Source organism: Leisingera sp. ANG-M7, assembly GCF_000813965.1.
GTDB lineage: Bacteria > Pseudomonadota > Alphaproteobacteria > Rhodobacterales > Rhodobacteraceae > Leisingera.
Genome location: NZ_JWLI01000018.1, coordinates 20097 through 35974, shown reverse-complemented (window position 1 = coordinate 35974; position 15878 = coordinate 20097). Strand labels below are relative to the sequence as shown.

General features: G+C 62.7%; 9 protein-coding genes and 1 pseudogene. All 10 read left to right on the top strand.

What is annotated here, in order from left to right; translation table 11 throughout:
- On the top strand, nt 1–2724 hold the full coding sequence (tssH, locus tag RA26_RS19070) for a type VI secretion system ATPase TssH (RefSeq protein WP_039186484.1): 2724 nt from the start codon (nt 1–3) through the stop codon (nt 2722–2724).
- Between the two features lie 36 nt (nt 2725–2760).
- On the top strand, nt 2761–4008 hold the full coding sequence (locus RA26_RS19065) for a hypothetical protein (RefSeq protein WP_241482692.1): 1248 nt from the start codon (nt 2761–2763) through the stop codon (nt 4006–4008).
- Between the two features lie 64 nt (nt 4009–4072).
- Complete coding sequence (locus tag RA26_RS19060) at nt 4073–4927, top strand: ion transporter (RefSeq protein WP_039186482.1); 855 nt, start codon at nt 4073–4075, stop codon at nt 4925–4927.
- Nucleotides 4920–5417, top strand: a pseudogene (gene tssB, locus RA26_RS23255) (type VI secretion system contractile sheath small subunit); the annotation flags it as partial. The gene RA26_RS19060 and the pseudogene tssB, both read left to right, overlap by 8 nt.
- A gap of 2142 nt (nt 5418–7559) precedes the next feature.
- Nucleotides 7560–9893, top strand: coding sequence for a type VI secretion system contractile sheath domain-containing protein (locus RA26_RS23250; RefSeq protein ID WP_342586119.1), 2334 nt, complete (start codon nt 7560–7562; stop codon nt 9891–9893).
- Nucleotides 9894–9957: 64 nt separating this feature from the next.
- Nucleotides 9958–12069, top strand: coding sequence for a type VI secretion system Vgr family protein (locus tag RA26_RS19050; protein WP_039186479.1), 2112 nt, complete (start codon nt 9958–9960; stop codon nt 12067–12069).
- Nucleotides 12070–12079: 10 nt separating this feature from the next.
- A complete protein-coding gene (locus tag RA26_RS19045; protein ID WP_039186476.1) occupies nt 12080–12688 on the top strand; it encodes a DUF6931 family protein in 609 nt (202 codons plus the stop codon).
- Nucleotides 12689–12706: 18 nt separating this feature from the next.
- The gene (locus tag RA26_RS19040) at nt 12707–13009 is read left to right on the top strand and encodes a PAAR domain-containing protein (protein ID WP_039186474.1); all 303 of its coding nucleotides are present in this window, start codon (nt 12707–12709) and stop codon (nt 13007–13009) included.
- Between the two features lie 8 nt (nt 13010–13017).
- Nucleotides 13018–14487: a type VI secretion system-associated FHA domain protein TagH gene (gene tagH, locus RA26_RS19035; protein WP_039186472.1), complete on the top strand. Its 1470-nt coding sequence runs from the start codon at nt 13018–13020 to the stop codon at nt 14485–14487.
- Nucleotides 14488–14534: 47 nt separating this feature from the next.
- The gene (gene tssK / locus RA26_RS19030; RefSeq protein WP_039186470.1) at nt 14535–15875 is read left to right on the top strand and encodes a type VI secretion system baseplate subunit TssK; all 1341 of its coding nucleotides are present in this window, start codon (nt 14535–14537) and stop codon (nt 15873–15875) included.
- Nucleotides 15876–15878: the final 3 nt, after the last annotated feature.

The following is a 15878-nucleotide window of genomic DNA, read 5'->3' as shown; positions in this document are numbered from 1 at the left end:
ATGACCGAGATCAGCCGCGTGGCGCTGTTTGGCAAGTTGAATAAGCTGGGATACCAGGCCGTCGAGAGCGCAACCGTGTTCTGCAAGATGCGCGGGAACCCTTATGTGGAACTGGTGCATTGGATGCATCAGCTCTTGGCGCAGCAGGACAGCGACATGCACCGGATCATCCAGCATTACGACCTGGACACCGGCAAGATTGCCAGCGAGCTGACCCGGGCGCTGGATATGCTGCCGCGCGGGGCCTCGACGATTTCCGACCTGTCAGATCATCTGATGGATGCGATGGAACGCGGCTGGGTCTGGGGCTCGCTGCTCTATTCCGCGGGTCAGGTCCGCAGCGGCCATCTGCTCTTGGGGATGCTGAAGACACCGGCGCTGCGCAACATCCTGTCGAACATGTCGCCGGAGCTGGCCAAGATCGGCGCGGATGATCTGGCCGACAATTTCCACAAGGCCACCGATGGCTCGCCCGAGGAACGGCTGGGGGCGCAGGACGGCTCCAACGTGACCGGCGGCGGCGCTGAACCGGGCGAGGCCTCCGGCTCGATGGCGCCGGGCGCGATGGGCAAGGGCGAGGCGCTGGAGCAATTCTGCACCGACCTGACCGAACAGGCCCGAAATGGCGAGATCGACCCGATCGTGGGCCGGGACGAGGAGATCCGCCAGATCGTCGATATCCTGATGCGGCGGCGGCAGAACAACCCGATCCTGACCGGTGAGGCGGGCGTGGGTAAAACGGCTGTGGTCGAGGGCTTTGCCCTGCGGATCGCCCGCGGCGACGTGCCGCCCGCGCTGAAGGATGTGCGGCTCTTGGTGCTGGACGTGGGCCTGCTGCAGGCAGGTGCCAGCATGAAGGGCGAGTTTGAAAACCGCCTGCGCCAGGTGATCGACGAGGTTCAGGCAAGCCCGACGCCGATTGTGATGTTCGTGGATGAAACCCACACGCTGGTCGGTGCGGGCGGTGCGGCCGGCACCGGCGATGCGGCGAACCTCTTGAAACCGGCGCTGGCGCGCGGGACGCTCAGGACCATCGGCGCCACCACCTGGGCCGAGTACAAGAAATACATCGAGAAAGACCCGGCGCTGACCCGCCGCTTCCAGGTGGTCAAGGTCGAGGAGCCGGGCATCCCGAAGGCGATCCTGATGATGCGCGGCATTGCCTCGATGCTGGAAAACCACCACCGGGTTCAGGTGCTGGACGAGGGGATCGAGGCGGCCGTCAGCCTGTCGGCGCGCTATATCCCGGCGCGGCAGCTGCCAGACAAGTCCGTCAGCCTGCTGGATACGGCCTGTGCGCGGGTGGCGGTAAGCCAGCACGCGGTTCCCGCCGAGGTCGACGACAGCCAGCGCAGGATCGAGGCGCTGACCACCGAGCTTGAGATCATCGGCCGCGACGAGACCGCAGGCTATGAGGTTGCGGACCGGCGCGAGGCGGTGGAAGCCGCCAAGGCTGCAGAGGAGGAACGGCTGGCCGGGCTGACCGAGCGCTGGGACAACGAAAAGGCGGTGGTTGAGGGCATTCTGGAACTGCGCGCCAAGCTGCGGGAGGGCGCCGCGCCCGTGGACGCCCCGGCGGATGCCGGGGAAGACGGCGCGGAGGGCGCTGCCGGTAGCCCGCTGTCGGATGAAGAACGCGCCAAGCTGATGCAGGAGCTGAAGGACAAGAACGCGGAGCTGGAAGCGCTGCAGGGCGACTCTGCGCTGATCCTTCCGATTGTCGATCATCAGGCGGTGGCCTCGGTCGTGGGGGACTGGACCGGCATCCCGGTGGGCCGCATGGTCAAGGATGAGATCGAGACCATCCTGAACCTGGAAGAACGGCTGTCGCAGCGTGTGATCGGCCAGGATCACGCGATGAAGATGATCGCCAAGCGCATCCAGACCAGCCGCGCCGGGCTGGACAATCCGAACAAGCCGATCGGGGTGTTCATGCTGGCCGGCACCTCCGGCGTCGGTAAGACCGAAACCGCGCTGGCGCTGGCAGAGGTGCTGTATGGCGGCGAGCAGAACGTCATCACCATCAACATGTCGGAGTATCAGGAAGCCCATACCGTCAGCTCGCTGAAAGGCGCGCCTCCGGGCTATGTCGGCTATGGCGAGGGCGGGGTGCTGACCGAAGCGGTGCGGCGCAAGCCTTATTCCGTGGTGCTGCTGGATGAGGTCGAGAAGGCGCATCCGGATGTGCATGAGATCTTTTTCCAGGTGTTCGACAAGGGCGTGATGGAAGACGGCGAAGGCCGCATCATCGACTTCAAGAACACGCTGATCCTGCTGACCTCCAACGTCGGCACCGAGACGATCATGGACCTGTGTTCCGACCCGGAACTGATGCCGGACCCGGAGGGCATGGCAAAGGCGATCCGCGATCCGCTCTTGAAAGTGTTCCCGCCGGCGCTGCTGGGGCGTCTGGTGGCAATTCCCTATTACCCGCTCAGCCCGGAGATGATCGGCGAGATCACCAAGCTGCAGCTGGGCCGCATCCAGAAACGGGTACAGGAGGCGCATGGGGTGCCGTTCGAGTATTCGGATGCTGTGGTGGAAGAGATCGTCAACCGTTGCCAGGAGCTGGACAGCGGCGGGCGGATGATCGACGCGATTGTCACCAACACTATGCTGCCGGAGATTTCCAACGAGTTCCTGCGCCGCTTGATGGAGGGCGCGGAAGTCGAGAAAGTCGCCATCGATGTCAAGGACGGAGAGTTCACCTACGCATTCGAATGATCGCACAAAACGGTAACAAGTAGGGAAGGAGTTCCTATGGTTAAACATGTTGTCATGGACATGAAGAACGTCGAAGTCGGCGCTTCGGGGCTGGAGATGGTCAAGCCGCCCCAATTGTCCTTCAAAGTTGTGGTCGAACTGGACAAGAAAATGGAGAAGGGGGTCGAGAAAGACCCGCTTCTGCAGCAGGAATTCCATGCCGGTGCCAGCGAGGTCTTTGAACAGACCCGCGATACCATCGAGAAGAAGTGCAAGGTGTTCGACAAGGCCTTTGTCGAGATGGCCAACAAAGGCGCCGACAAGAAGGCGATGGAGAAGCAGCTGAAGGGGCTGAACGACGCCATCAAGAACGACATCAAGGTCGGCGAGAAGGCGGCGGAACTGGCCGCGCAGAAGGCCTGGACGAACCTTCAGAAGAAGAAAAAGGAATGGTCCAAGTTCAAGATCAAGGTAGGCGTGTCGATTGCCGGCACTCTGGCCGGGCTGGCGGTGAGCATCGCGGCGATGGCGACCTCGCCGTTTTCCGGTGGCGCCGGCGCGGCCTTTGGTATCATCGGGCTGATCAAGTCCGGCGTGTCGCTGGCCAAGGACATCGGCAAGCTGGCGATCGACATCAACCAGTCCAAGACCATTCTGGTGAAAAACCTGGTGGTGGTGGAAAAGGCAGCCTCCAACCCGGCGCTGAATGCCGCGAATGAGGTTTCGGCAGCGGTGTTCCAGGAGTTCCTGGGCATCTCACAGCCGTCGGTCAAGACGGTGGAGGATGCGGCCGATACGCTGAAGGCGAAATATGCCCAGATGGTCGTCAAGATGCATGACCTGTCGAAGACGCTGAACAAGATCCTGAAGGAGCAGGAAAAGCTCAAGAAGGAATTTCTGGCGGAGGTTGGCAAGAAGCTGAAGAAGCACCCGGTGAAGGACAAAAAGACTCAGCTGGTGATGATCAGCAAGGCGCTGGATACGGCCCTGGCGGGCAACTACGCTGAAGTTCAGAAAGCCATCGACAAGATCCAGATCATGTATGCGGACGCCCGCGGCTGGGCCAACAACATCAAGGACCTGATGAAGCGGGTGAAGGCACTGACGATCAAGGATCCGAAGGCGTTGAAGGTGTTCCGCGAAGGGCTGAAGTTCGCAGCCCTGGCGCTGTCGCCGATCGACGGCAACTCGATCGCCACCGGCGCCAAGGATCTGGCCCTGGGTGTGGGCGGCGCGGTTGGCGGCTATGCCTATGACAAGATCACCAGCAAGGTGCTGGACGGAACCGTGTTTGACGCGGCCTGAGACCAAACAAGACAGCTGGGCGCAGACTGCGTCCGGATAACTGAAAGACCGGTGGAGACACACATTGGACAGCAGCGCGCAATCCGCAGAGACGCTTCGGGACAAGGCCCGCGAATTTGTTGAACGCAGGTCGGTGACCAATGCCATTCTGGGCATCATCATCTTCAATGCGATCACGCTGGGCCTTGGCACCTCGGCGGCGGTGCGGGCGCATGCGGGCGGGCTGCTGGATGTGATCGACACCGCTGTTCTGGCGATCTTTGTGCTGGAGCTGGCGCTGAAGCTGTTTGCCTATGGCTTCCGGTTCTTCTCCTCTGCCTGGAACATCTTCGACCTGGTTGTCGTCTCCTTCGGGCTGTTCCCGGACAGCCAGGGCCTGTCGGCGCTTCGCGGCCTGCGGGTGGTGCGGGCACTGCGCCTGCTGTCGGTCATTCCGCAGATGCGGGCTGTTGTGCAGGCGCTTCTGGATGCCTTGCCCGGCATGGGCGCGGTGATTGTGATGATCTCCATCGTGTTCTACGTCTTTGGCGTGATGGCGACGATGATGTATGGCGCCGCCTTTGACGAATGGTTCGGCACGCTCGGCCGGTCGCTCTATTCGCTGTTCCAGATCATGACGCTGGAAAGCTGGTCGATGGGGATCGTGCGCCCGGTGATGGAGGAATTCCCGTTTGCATGGTCGTTCTTTGTGCCGTTCATCGTGATCACCGCGTTTTCGGTGCTGAACCTGTTCATCGGCCTGCTGGTCAACACCATGCAGTCGGCGGTGGAGGCCGATGCCGAGGCGGAGTTCGAGAAGCTGCGTGATCTGGTGAAGTCGGAGACCGACGTGGTGGATGCGCATGTGATGGAGCTGCATGACGAGATCAAGGCGCTGCGGGCGGAGATTGCCGAGCTGAAGGGGCAGGGCAATGGCTGACAGTTCGCAGAAGTTCATCGCCCGGAACCGGGCGCCCAGGGTGCAGATTGAATATGACGTGGAGCTTTATGGCGCCGAGAAGAAGGTGCAGCTGCCCTTTGTCATGGGGGTGATGAGCGATCTGATTGGCAAGTCCACGGTTGAGCAGCCCGCGGTTGCGGACCGCAAGTTCCTGGAAATTGACGTCGACAATTTTGACGAGCGGATGAAGGGCCTGGCGCCGCGCGCCGCCTTCACCGTGCCCAACACGCTGACCGGCGAGGGCAACCTGGCGGTGGATCTGACGTTTGAGAGCATGGCGGATTTCGCGCCCGGCGCGATTGCCGCCAAAGTGGATGCGCTGCGCCCGCTTTTGGAGGCGCGTACCCAGCTGCAGAACCTGATGGCGTATATGGACGGCAAGACCGGCGCCGAGGCGCTGATCGAGACGATCCTGAACGACCCGTCGCTGCTGGCGGCAGTATCGGCACCGGCAGCGGATGCGGACAGTGCCGCGGCGCTGGACAGCCTGCGCAATCTGGAACTGCCGGAGGAAGAGGCGGACACCACGGGTGACGTGCTGGCCGGCCTCGCCGTGAAGGCGCCGGAAGATGCCGGGCCTGAGGATACCTCCGGCGGGGTTCTGGATGCGCTGCGCGACGCCGCGCCGGAAGCTGCGGAGACAGAAGACACGTCAGCGGACGTGCTGGCCGGTTTGAGCGCGGCGGCGCCTGAGGACACAGACCAGCCGGATGAAGCCGCAGATGCCCTGGCGTCGCTGGTGGCGGCTGAGGTTCCCGAGACCGCTGAGGAGGACACCTCTGCGGCGGTGCTGGAGGGGCTGGCCCAGGCTGACCTTCCGGAAGAAGAGGAAGATACGTCCGGTGAGGTGCTGGCCGGGCTTTCCGCACAGGCCCCGCAAGAAGCTGAAGCAGAGGATGGCTCCGGCAGCGTTCTGGATGACTTGCGGGCTGCTGCGCCTGAGCAGGCTGAAACGGATGATGGGTCCGCTGATGTGCTGGCGGGACTGAGCGCTGCCGCACCCGAAGAAGAAGACCAGGGCGATGAGGCCGGAGAAGCGCTGGCCTCGCTGGCTGCGGCGGAAATTCCGGATGCTGAAGAAGATGATCAGACGGGTTCTGTCCTCGAAGGGCTGGCGCAGGCCGACCTCCCCGAAGAGGAGGAGGACACCTCCGGCGATGTGCTGGCCGGGCTGGCGGCGCAGGACGTGGAGGAGGCGGCCGAAGAAGATACCGCGGGAGCGGCGCTGGAAAGCCTGGCGTCCGTTGAAGTGACTGACGCGGAAGAAGAGGATCACGCTGGTGTGCTGGATGCGCTGGCGGATCTGGAAGTGCCGGAGGAAGCCGATACGGCTGCTGATGATGCGCTGGAGAGCCTCGCCTCTGTCGAAATTGCGGAGGATGGCGAAGAAGATCATTCCGGCGTTCTGGATGCGCTGGCAGATGCCGCGGTGGAAGAGGATGAAGACACCGCGGCGGAGGATGCGCTCGAAAGCCTGGCCGCTTTGGAAACCGGCGATGCCGCGGAAGACGACACTGCCGGCGCGGCCTTGGAGAGCCTTGCGGCTGCGGATGTGCCGGACGCTGACGAGGAAGAGGACCATGCCTCGGTTTTGGATGACCTGGCCGCGATCGAAGTAGAGGATGAGGCCGATGATGCTGCGGGCGCCGCGTTGGACAGCCTTGCAGCCGCAGAGGTGGCTGAGACTGAAGATGAGGACCATTCGGACATTCTGGAGGGGCTGGCAGATCTGGAACCGGACGCGGCTGAGGAGGAGGATGAGTCTGGTGCGGCTTTGGAAAGCCTGGCTGCGGTGGATGTTGCCGAAGACGAAGATGACGATACTTCCGATGTTCTGACCGGGCTTGCAGATACGGATCTGGCAGAGGAAGACAGCGGCGAAGAAGCGGCTGCTGCCCTGGAGAGCCTGGCGGACGCGGTTGTGTCCGATGATGAGGAGGACGCCGGACTGGACGACGTGCTTGACGGGCTGCTGCAGGAGGCGCCCGGGGAGGACGAAACCGCCAGCGATGCGGAAGATGCGCTGGAAAGCCTCGCCGCCGTTGAGATTGAAGATGCGGAAGATGACGGCTCCGACGATATTCTGGACGGACTGCTTGACGCTGCGCCTGAAGAGGATGACGCGGAAGACGGCGACCTAGGCGCCGTTCTGGACAGCCTTGATGCGCCCGAAGAAGCCGGAGAGGCGGATGATGCCGGGGATATTCTGGCCGGGCTGGCAGAGGACGCGCCTGAGGAAGACACCGGTGCCGGCACTGATCTGGATGACATCCTGAGCGGTCTTGAGGAACCGGAGGACGACGCCGGCGAAGAGGATCTGAGCGCGGCGCTGGATACGCTGGAGGCTCCTGAAGACGCTGAAGCAGACGACGGCGGTCTGGATGATCTGCTTGCGGATCTTGGCAGTGATGAACCGGAAGAGGCCGCGGAGGATGGCGCTGATGATGTGCTGGCGGGCCTCGCGGACGCCGGCATTGACGAGGATGCTGAAGGCGGCGGGGCCGGTTTGGAGACCTTGCTGGCGGAAGACTCCGCGGGAGACAGCGATCTGGACAGCCTGTTGGGAGACCTGGGCGGCGAGGATGATGCCGCGGACGATCTTGATGCGCTCATGGGCGGTGCGGAGGAAGAGACCGCAACTGAGGCTGCTGACGGCGAAGACGGGTTGGATGATCTTCTGGGCGGTCTGGATACGGAAGCGGAAGACACAGACAGTTCTGATCTGGATGCACTTTTTGCTGGCGAAGAGGATTCCGCAAACGCGGAGGATGATCTGGACGCGCTGCTTGGCGGCCTGGATGAGGCTGGCGGGAATGCCGATCTGGATGACCTGCTGGGCGATCTTGGCAGCGATGAGGAAGAGAACGGCGATCTGGACGGTTTGCTGGCGGGGCTTGGCGAGGAAGCGGAGGCCGAAGAGGCAGAGGACGCGGACAGCGCCGAAGATGATCTCGACGCGCTGCTGGGCGGGCTGGGGGACGCGGATGCGGATCTCGACAGCCTGATTGGCGGTGACGGCGGGGATATGGACCTGGATGATCTGCTGGGCGGGCTTGGCGGTGATGACGAGGACTCCGCCGAGGCGGGCGGCGACGATCTGGATGCGCTTCTGGGGGATCTGGACGCAGGCGGCGATGAACCGGCAGCGGCGGCGGCAGAGGCCTCGGACGAGCCGGAGTTTGCCTATGGCACCATGAGTGCCGAACGGCCCGCGGCCTCGAGGCTGGAGCGCAAGCGGTTCCGGATGGCTGTTCTGGGGGACTTTTCCGGGCGGGCGGCCAAGGGGCAGGTTGAGACCGGTGATGCGCTGGCGGCGCGCAAGGCAATCCTTCTGGACCCGGATACGGTCGAAGATGTGATCGAAGGTTTTGCCACCGAACTGGTGCTGCCGATTGGCAAGGACGGTGCGGGCATTGCGGTCAAGCTGGAGGACCTGGACGGGCTGCACCCGGATGAGTTGTATGAAAACGTGGAACTGTTTTCCGAGCTGGTGGGCCTGCGCAAGCAATTGCAAAGCGGCGCGACGGCGGATCATGCAGCCAAGACGCTGAAAGCCTGGGCTGAGAAATTCGGCACCAAGGCGCGGGCGCCCAAGCGGACATCTGCCGGGAACTCGGTGCCGGCGGACAAGCGGCTGAGCGCCTTTCAGCAACTGATTGGCGATACCGGCAACACGCTGCGCGAGGCCTCGCCGGTGGAGGAACTGCTGGCGCGCGTTGTTGGCCCGCATATCCGGGCACTGCCGGACCCGCAGGTGGCCGAGATGCAGAAGGCGGTGGATGAAGCGCTGTCGGATGCAATGCGGCTGGTGCTGCATCACCCGGAGTTCCAGTCGGTCGAGGCGCAGTGGCGCTCGTTGGACCTGATGGCGCGCTCCATTGAGGCAGACGATACGCTGGATGTGATGCTCTATGACATCTCGGCAGAGGAGCTGGCGGCGGATCTGGCGGCCGAAGACGACCTGTCCAAGACCGGCCTCGTGCGGCTGCTGACAGAGGAGCCGCTGGACGAGGAAAACGGGCGCGGCGGCTATTCGGCGCTGATCGGGATGTATCAGTTCGAGGAAACCCCGCCGCATGCAGAGCTGCTGGGCCGGATCGCAAGAGTCGCGGCACATGTGGATGCGCCGTTCTTTGCGTCGATTTCACCGGAGTTTCTGAAAACGCCCAAAGCAGAGCGGCCCAAGCTGGTGGCTGATTCTTGGAACACGCTTCAGGGCATGGCGGAGGCCGGCCATCTGGGGCTGGCCAGCCCGCGGTTCCTGCTGCGCCGGCCCTATGGTGAAAAAACCGATCCCTGCTATGAGTTTGATTTCGAGGAGTTTACCGAAACGGAAGGCCTGAAGGGCTTGCTCTGGGCCAATCCGGTGGTGCTGGTTGCGATTTTGCTCGGGCGCTCCTTCAAGGAAAACGGGCCATCGTTGCAGCTGGGGAAAATTATGTCTCTGGGCGGGATGCCCTATCATTATGTGAACGACAAATTCGGCGACCAGGTGGCGTTGCCCTGCACTGAGCGCAATATTGATCTGGACAAGATCGCGCTGGCACAGGAACGCGGGTTTATGGCGGTGAGTGCGGTCAAGGGGCGGGATGAGGTGCGGCTGACCTCTTTCAACTCCCTGAAGGGTGCTGAGATCCTGGGGCCCTGGACCGGATTGCCGGCGCCTGAGCCCTCGCCGCCGGACCCGCGCGGGCTGCCGAAGCCCAAGCCGCCTGCCGGGGGTGGCGATGAAGACGAAGAGCTGGATCTTGATTTGGATTTGGGCGGAGACGATGAGGACGATCTCGGCCTGGATGATCTTGATTTCGGAGGCGATGACGGGGATGACGATGGCCTCGGGGATCTGGATGACTTGCTGTCATCGTTTGGGGATGACGATGACGGCGACGATGGGGATGATGACGAAATGGATGCGGACCTCGCCGCGCTTTTGGATGATTTGTGATGCGAATGTTTGAGAACACTGCCGGCGATTACCGGCCCCGTTCCCGTCGCGGAAAGGAGGAGACATGGTTGTAAGCAAGGGCCATGAGAACGACCTCGCCTGGATGTCGGGGACATATTCCACCGACGGCCTGATGATGAGCCGGGCCATTGTGCGCGAGGGGTTGAGCAAACTCACCGAGACCACGATCGAATTTGCCGCCACCAAGAAGCAGCCCAAGCTGGAGGATCTGGTCGGCAAGCAGATGAACGTGCATGTGATGCGCCAGCAGACGGAGCATCAGTTCAACGGCATGTGCGTCTCTGTCGAGTACCTGGGATTCCGCAACGGCTATGAGATGTATGTGGCCGAGGTGCGCCCGTGGTTCTGGATGCTGACACGGACCGCCGATTTGCGGGTGTTCCAGGACAAGACCACGGTGGAGATCATCAAGCAGCTGTTCGGGGAATACGGTTTCAGCGATTTTTCTGACAAGCTGAGCGAGTCTTATGAAAAGCGGGAATATTGCCTGCAGTACCGCGAGAGCGATTATGCGTTCCTGTGCCGGCTGATGGAGGAAGAAGGGATCTACTTTTACTTCGACAGCGTAGCTGGCGATACCGCTGTCGAAAAGCTGGTACTGTGCGATGGTGTCGGCGCCCATCCCTTGATCAATGGCGGTTCCGATGTCGAGTTCCACGCACGCGACGACAGCGACCGGCGGCGCGAGGAGCATATCTCGGAATGGACCAAGGATGAGCGCATCACACGCGGCAAGGTCACGCTGAATGACTTTGATTTTCTGACGCCATCGGCGGATCTGAAGGCGACGTCATCCATTCAGAAGGGCAAGCATTCCTACAAGGACTACGAGGTCTACGATTACCAGGGCCACTACCGGAAGAACTCCGGCCTGGGGACCAAGCTTGCCCGTGTGCAGATGGAAGCGGAAGCGATCAAGCACATCACTTGGCGCGGGGCCTCAAGTGTTGCGACGCTGGTCACTGGCAACACCTTCAAAATGAAGAAGCACCCGGTCTCCGAGAATAACAAGGAATACCTGGTCATCAATGCCGAGCACCACATCAAGGTGGCTTGGGATTACGGCGAGCGCGAAAGCCAGAAGACCAAACAGGTTGCCACCAAGGGCGCCATGCGGCGGGATCTGAAGCCTAAAAACATGGATGTGCCGGAGGAGATGGAGCACGACGTTTACGCGTCGACGTTCTCGGCGATTTTGAAGTCGGACCAGTTCCGGGCGCCGCTGGTGACGCCCTGGCCGGAAGTGCAGGGGCTGCAGACCGCCACTGTGGTCGGCAAGAGCGGTGAGGAGATTTGGACCGACGAGCATGGCCGCATCAAGATCCAGTTCCACTGGGACCGCGAGGGCAAGAAGAACGAGACTTCGTCCTGCTTTGTGCGGGTGGTGACGCCCTGGTCGGGCAAGAACTGGGGCATGGTGGCGATCCCGCGGATGGGGCAGGAAGTTGTGATCCAGTTCGAGGACGGCAACCCGGACCGGCCGATCTGCACCGGCATGCTTTATAATGCCGAAACCATGCCGCCCTATACCTACCCCGACGATCAGACACAGCTGGGGATCAAGACAAATTCCTCGAAGGGCGGGGGCGGCTATAACGAGCTGATGTTCGACGACAAGAAAGACAGCGAACTGATGCGGGTGCAGGCCGAGAAGGATCACCAGATGCTGGTCAAAGACCGCTCGACGGTGACGGTTGGCCTGGATGCGCCATCGCCGGAGGTGACCTCGGCGGATGAGAAAAGCTATGTCATGACGGTTGAGCAGCATGTCACCGAGACGGTGAACAAGGGCGACCGCACCGAGACCGTCAAGATGGGTGATAAGTCCGAGACCATCGAAAAGGGCAACATGACCCTGGACGTGGATACCGGCAACCTGACCGAAACCATTGCCAAGGGAAACCATTCGGAAACCGTGTCGCTGGGCAACCTGACCGTGGATGTGACGGCAGGCAAGATCGCGATGAGCGCGGGCCAGGAGATCAAGCTGACCGTAGGCGCGTCCTCGGTCAAGATCGACAACTCGGGCGTCACCATCAAGGGGCCGATGATCAAGATTGAAGGCACCGGGATGGTTGAGGCAAAAGCGCCGATGACCACCGTCAAAGGCGAGGCCATGCTGACCCTGAAGGGCGGCCTCACGATGATCAACTAGGCGGGTGCAGATGTCGGCAAGATTTGAAAAGCTGGTGAAAATGCCCGCTGACCCGGTAGCGAAGCTGCTGTCTCGGGCAAATGTCATCCTGAAAACCCCGCTGGAGGCGCCGCCTACGGCGCAGGCAGGGGCTGTGCTGGAAGAGCTGGACCGCAAGGGCGCTCTGGTTGATCTGCTGCGCACGCTGGCCGTGCTGCTGCCCCCGCGGGAGCGGGTGTGGTGGGCTTGCCTGGCAGCGCGCGATTACATCGGGCCGCGGTCGGACAAGGACCCGGCCTCGCTGACCGCGTCAGAGGCCTGGGTTTTCGAGCCCAGCGAGGAAAACCGCGACAAGGCGCGGATCACCCTGGATCATGCTTATGTGGATGATGACACGGTGAATTGCGCGCTGGCGGTGCTTTATGCGGCCGGAACGCTGGGACCCGGAGAATTGAATCAATATCCTGCCCCGGCAGGGGCCTCTGAGGCGGCTGCCTTTGCCATGAATATGGTGGCCTTGGGTCAATTGTCTGATAAGTTTGAAGAACACGGCGCCGTTCTGATCGAGCGGGCGCTGGATATTGCGCGCGGTGGCAAGGGGCAGGTGATCGAAGTCCCGATGCAGGCTGCGCACGACTGAATGGGAGGGTTGTAACAGATGGGAATGCCACAGGCCCGGGTGACGGATCTGCATGCCTGCATGCTGCCCTCCACCCCGCCGCCGCCGGTGCTGCCGGTGCCGACGCCGATTCTGCCGCCCTGTGCGGTCACTGTGCTGGTGGCCAAGCTGCCGGCCGCGCGGCTGAGCGACATGTGCACCGCGGCGCCATCGCCGCACCCGATCATCAAGGGGTCGGCAACTGTGCTGATCAACAACCTGCCGGCCGCGCGCATCCTCGACAGCACCGCCTGCGGCGGCATGGTTGCCAAGGGTGAAGTCACCGTTCTGGTGGGAGGATAAGCCCAGGCATGGGAGTGACACTGAAATTCCAGAGCTCGGGTGCGATGCCCGGCGATGCGGCCCCTGTTCCGATGCGGGGGCCGAGCCTGACCGTGGGGCGCGGCGCGAGCTGTGATCTGGTGCTGCCGGATCCGGACCAGATGCTGTCGCGCAACCATTGTGTGATCGAGGATCACAATGGCAATGTGGTGGTGGTGGACCTCAGCTCCAACGGCACCTTCCTGAACTATTCGAAGATCCCGCTGGGCCGCACCCCGACACCGCTGAACAATGGCGATGTTCTGTGTGTCGGCAATTATGAGCTGGTGGTGGAAATCCGCGATGATCTGGCGGATGTGGGCGACATGATTGCAGCGCCTGCGGCACAAGGGCCTGCCTCGCACGGGAATGCTGCCAATGCACCTGATCCGCTGCAATTGCTGGAGGATGCCGGGCCGGGCGGTGATTTCCTGGACGATCTCTTGGGCGAGGGGCCGAAGGGGCCTGCGCAGTTCAATCCAGTGGACCCGATCGACGAGTTGCTGCCGCCGTTGGGCGAAGAAGAAGATCCGTTCTTCCAGAAGGCCAGCGACGGGCGGGAAGGGGAGGGGGCGAGCCTGCCCAACCATAACCCGACCGCCTCGGACGGGTTTGCTGCGCCTGCGTCGCAGTCCAGCCTGATCCCGGACGATTGGGATGATGATTTCCTGTCCGGCATCGGTGAGCCTGAGGTCCCCGCGCCTCAGCCGGATCCGCAGCCTGTGCCGCCGCCGCGCGAAGTGCCGCCGCCGCCAGCAGAGGTGCCGCCTTCGGCCCCGCCGCATGAGGCCCCGCCTGCGCCGCCGCAGGAAATCCCGCCGCAGCAGGACAGCGGTGAAAAGACCGTCGCGCCAGCCGCGCCGGCGTCCTCGGAAGCATCGCAAGAGGCGGTCGAGGCCTTTCTCAAGGGCGTTGGTGCGGAAGCAAGTCTTGATCCCGCAGACCACGCCAGCACCATGGCGCGGATGGGCCGGGTGATGAAGACGCTGGTGACGGGGCTGCGGGAAATCCTGATGACGCGGACCTCAATCAAATCCGAGTTCCGCATTGAGCAGACGATGATTTCCGCCGGCGGGAACAACCCGCTGAAATTCTCGATCACGCCGGAGCAAGCCATCGAGGCGATGGTGCGGCCGGCAACCAAGGGCTACCTGTCGCCTGAGACTGCTGCCGAAGAGGCGCTGCGGGATATCAAGGCGCATGAGGTGGCGATGGTCACCGGCATGGAGGCGGCGCTGAAAGGCGTGCTGAAGCGGCTCGACCCCAAGGCGCTGGAAAGCCAGATCGAGACCAAGGGCGGCTTCAGCGGCCTCTTGCGTGGCAAGAAAGCGCAGTATTGGGACGTCTACGAGCAGCTTTATGCGGAGATTTCCGACCAGGCTGAGAATGATTTTCACGACCTGTTCAGCCGCGAATTTGCGCGGGCCTACAAGGACCAGCTGGACAGGCTGAAGGAATGACCGGCACCGCGCCCCGCGCGCGTGCCCGCAAGTAAGAGGAGATCCCGGTGTCCTGGGACAGCAAGGTACTTTGGACGGAGGGGCTGTTTCTGCAGCCGCACCATTTCCAGCAGTCCGACCGTTACAACGAAGCGCTGGTGGCCGGGCTGGCGCGGCGGCTCAGCCCCTATGCCTGGGGTGTGAACGGGCTGGAGATCGACCATGAGGCGCTGAAGATCGGCCAATTCGCGGTCAAGTCCTGCGAGGGGCTGACCCATGACGGCACGGTGTTCCGGGTGCCGATGGCAGACCCGCATCCGCCGGCAATGGAAGTGCCGACCACCGTCAAGGACTGCATTGTCTACCTGACCGTGCCGCAGCGCCGCCAGGGCGCGACCGAGGTGGATCTGAGCGGCGCCGAACGTTCGGCCAGCCGCCTGCGTCCCGACAAGGTGGAAGTGACCGATGTGACCTCGACCGAGCGCAAACCGGTGGAGCTGGACGTGGGCAAGATGCGCCTGCAGTTTGCGCTGGAGGTTGATGATCTGGCCGACCTGCTGGCGGTGCCGGTCGCGCGTATCATCGAGGTGCGGCCGGACAAGGAGATTGTGCTGGACCAAGCCTTTATCCCGTCCTGCCTGGACGTGCGGGCGGCACCTGCGCTGAGCGGTTTCCTGCGCGAGCTTGAAGGGCTTCTGGCGCACCGGATGGAGGCGCTGGCGGGACGCCTGTCGGAGGCGGGCGGCGCCCGCGGTGTCGCGGATGTGTCGGATTTCATGCTTCTGGCCGTGGTCAACCGGATGCTGCCGCAGGTGCGCCACTTGCGCAACATCGAGAACCTGCACCCGGAACGGCTGTTCACCACCTGCGCGGGCATGGCGGGGGAGCTGTCGGTGTTCATGTCGACGGAAAAACAGGCGCCGGAATTTCCGCCCTATACGCACGACAATCTGGTCGAATGCTTCGCACCGGTGATCCGGGTGCTGCGCCAGTATCTGAGCTCGGTGCTGGAGCAGACCGCGATTCCGATCAAGCTGGAGGCGCGCAAATACGGCATCTCGGTGGGGGTCATTGCCGACCGCAAGCTTTTGGGCAACGCGGGTTTTGTGCTGGCGGTCAGCGCCGACATTCCGGCCGAGGATGTGCGCAAGCATTTCTCCGGCCAGGCCAAGATCGGCCCCGTGGAGGAAATCCGCCAGCTGGTGAACTCGGCCCTGCCGGGGATCACCCTGCGGCCCCTGCCGGTGGCGCCGCGGCAGATCCCCTATCATTCAGGTGTGGTCTATTTCGAGATGGATGCGGACAGCCCCTATTGGCGCAAGATGACCACTTCGGGCGGTATCGCGGTGCATGTGTCGGGACAGTATCCGGGGCTCAAGATGGAGCTTTGGGCGATCCGTAATGCATAAGGG

Coding starts and splice junctions, on each gene's coding strand:
- tagH (WP_039186472.1), top strand. CDS start 13,018: ATGGGAGTGACACTGAAATTCCAGAGCTCGGGTGCGATGCCCGGCGAT.
- RA26_RS19040 (WP_039186474.1), top strand. CDS start 12,707: ATGGGAATGCCACAGGCCCGGGTGACGGATCTGCATGCCTGCATGCTG.
- RA26_RS19065 (WP_241482692.1), top strand. CDS start 2,761: ATGGTTAAACATGTTGTCATGGACATGAAGAACGTCGAAGTCGGCGCT.
- RA26_RS19045 (WP_039186476.1), top strand. CDS start 12,080: ATGTCGGCAAGATTTGAAAAGCTGGTGAAAATGCCCGCTGACCCGGTA.
- tssH (WP_039186484.1), top strand. CDS start 1: ATGACCGAGATCAGCCGCGTGGCGCTGTTTGGCAAGTTGAATAAGCTG.
- RA26_RS23250 (WP_342586119.1), top strand. CDS start 7,560: ATGGGCGGTGCGGAGGAAGAGACCGCAACTGAGGCTGCTGACGGCGAA.
- RA26_RS19050 (WP_039186479.1), top strand. CDS start 9,958: ATGGTTGTAAGCAAGGGCCATGAGAACGACCTCGCCTGGATGTCGGGG.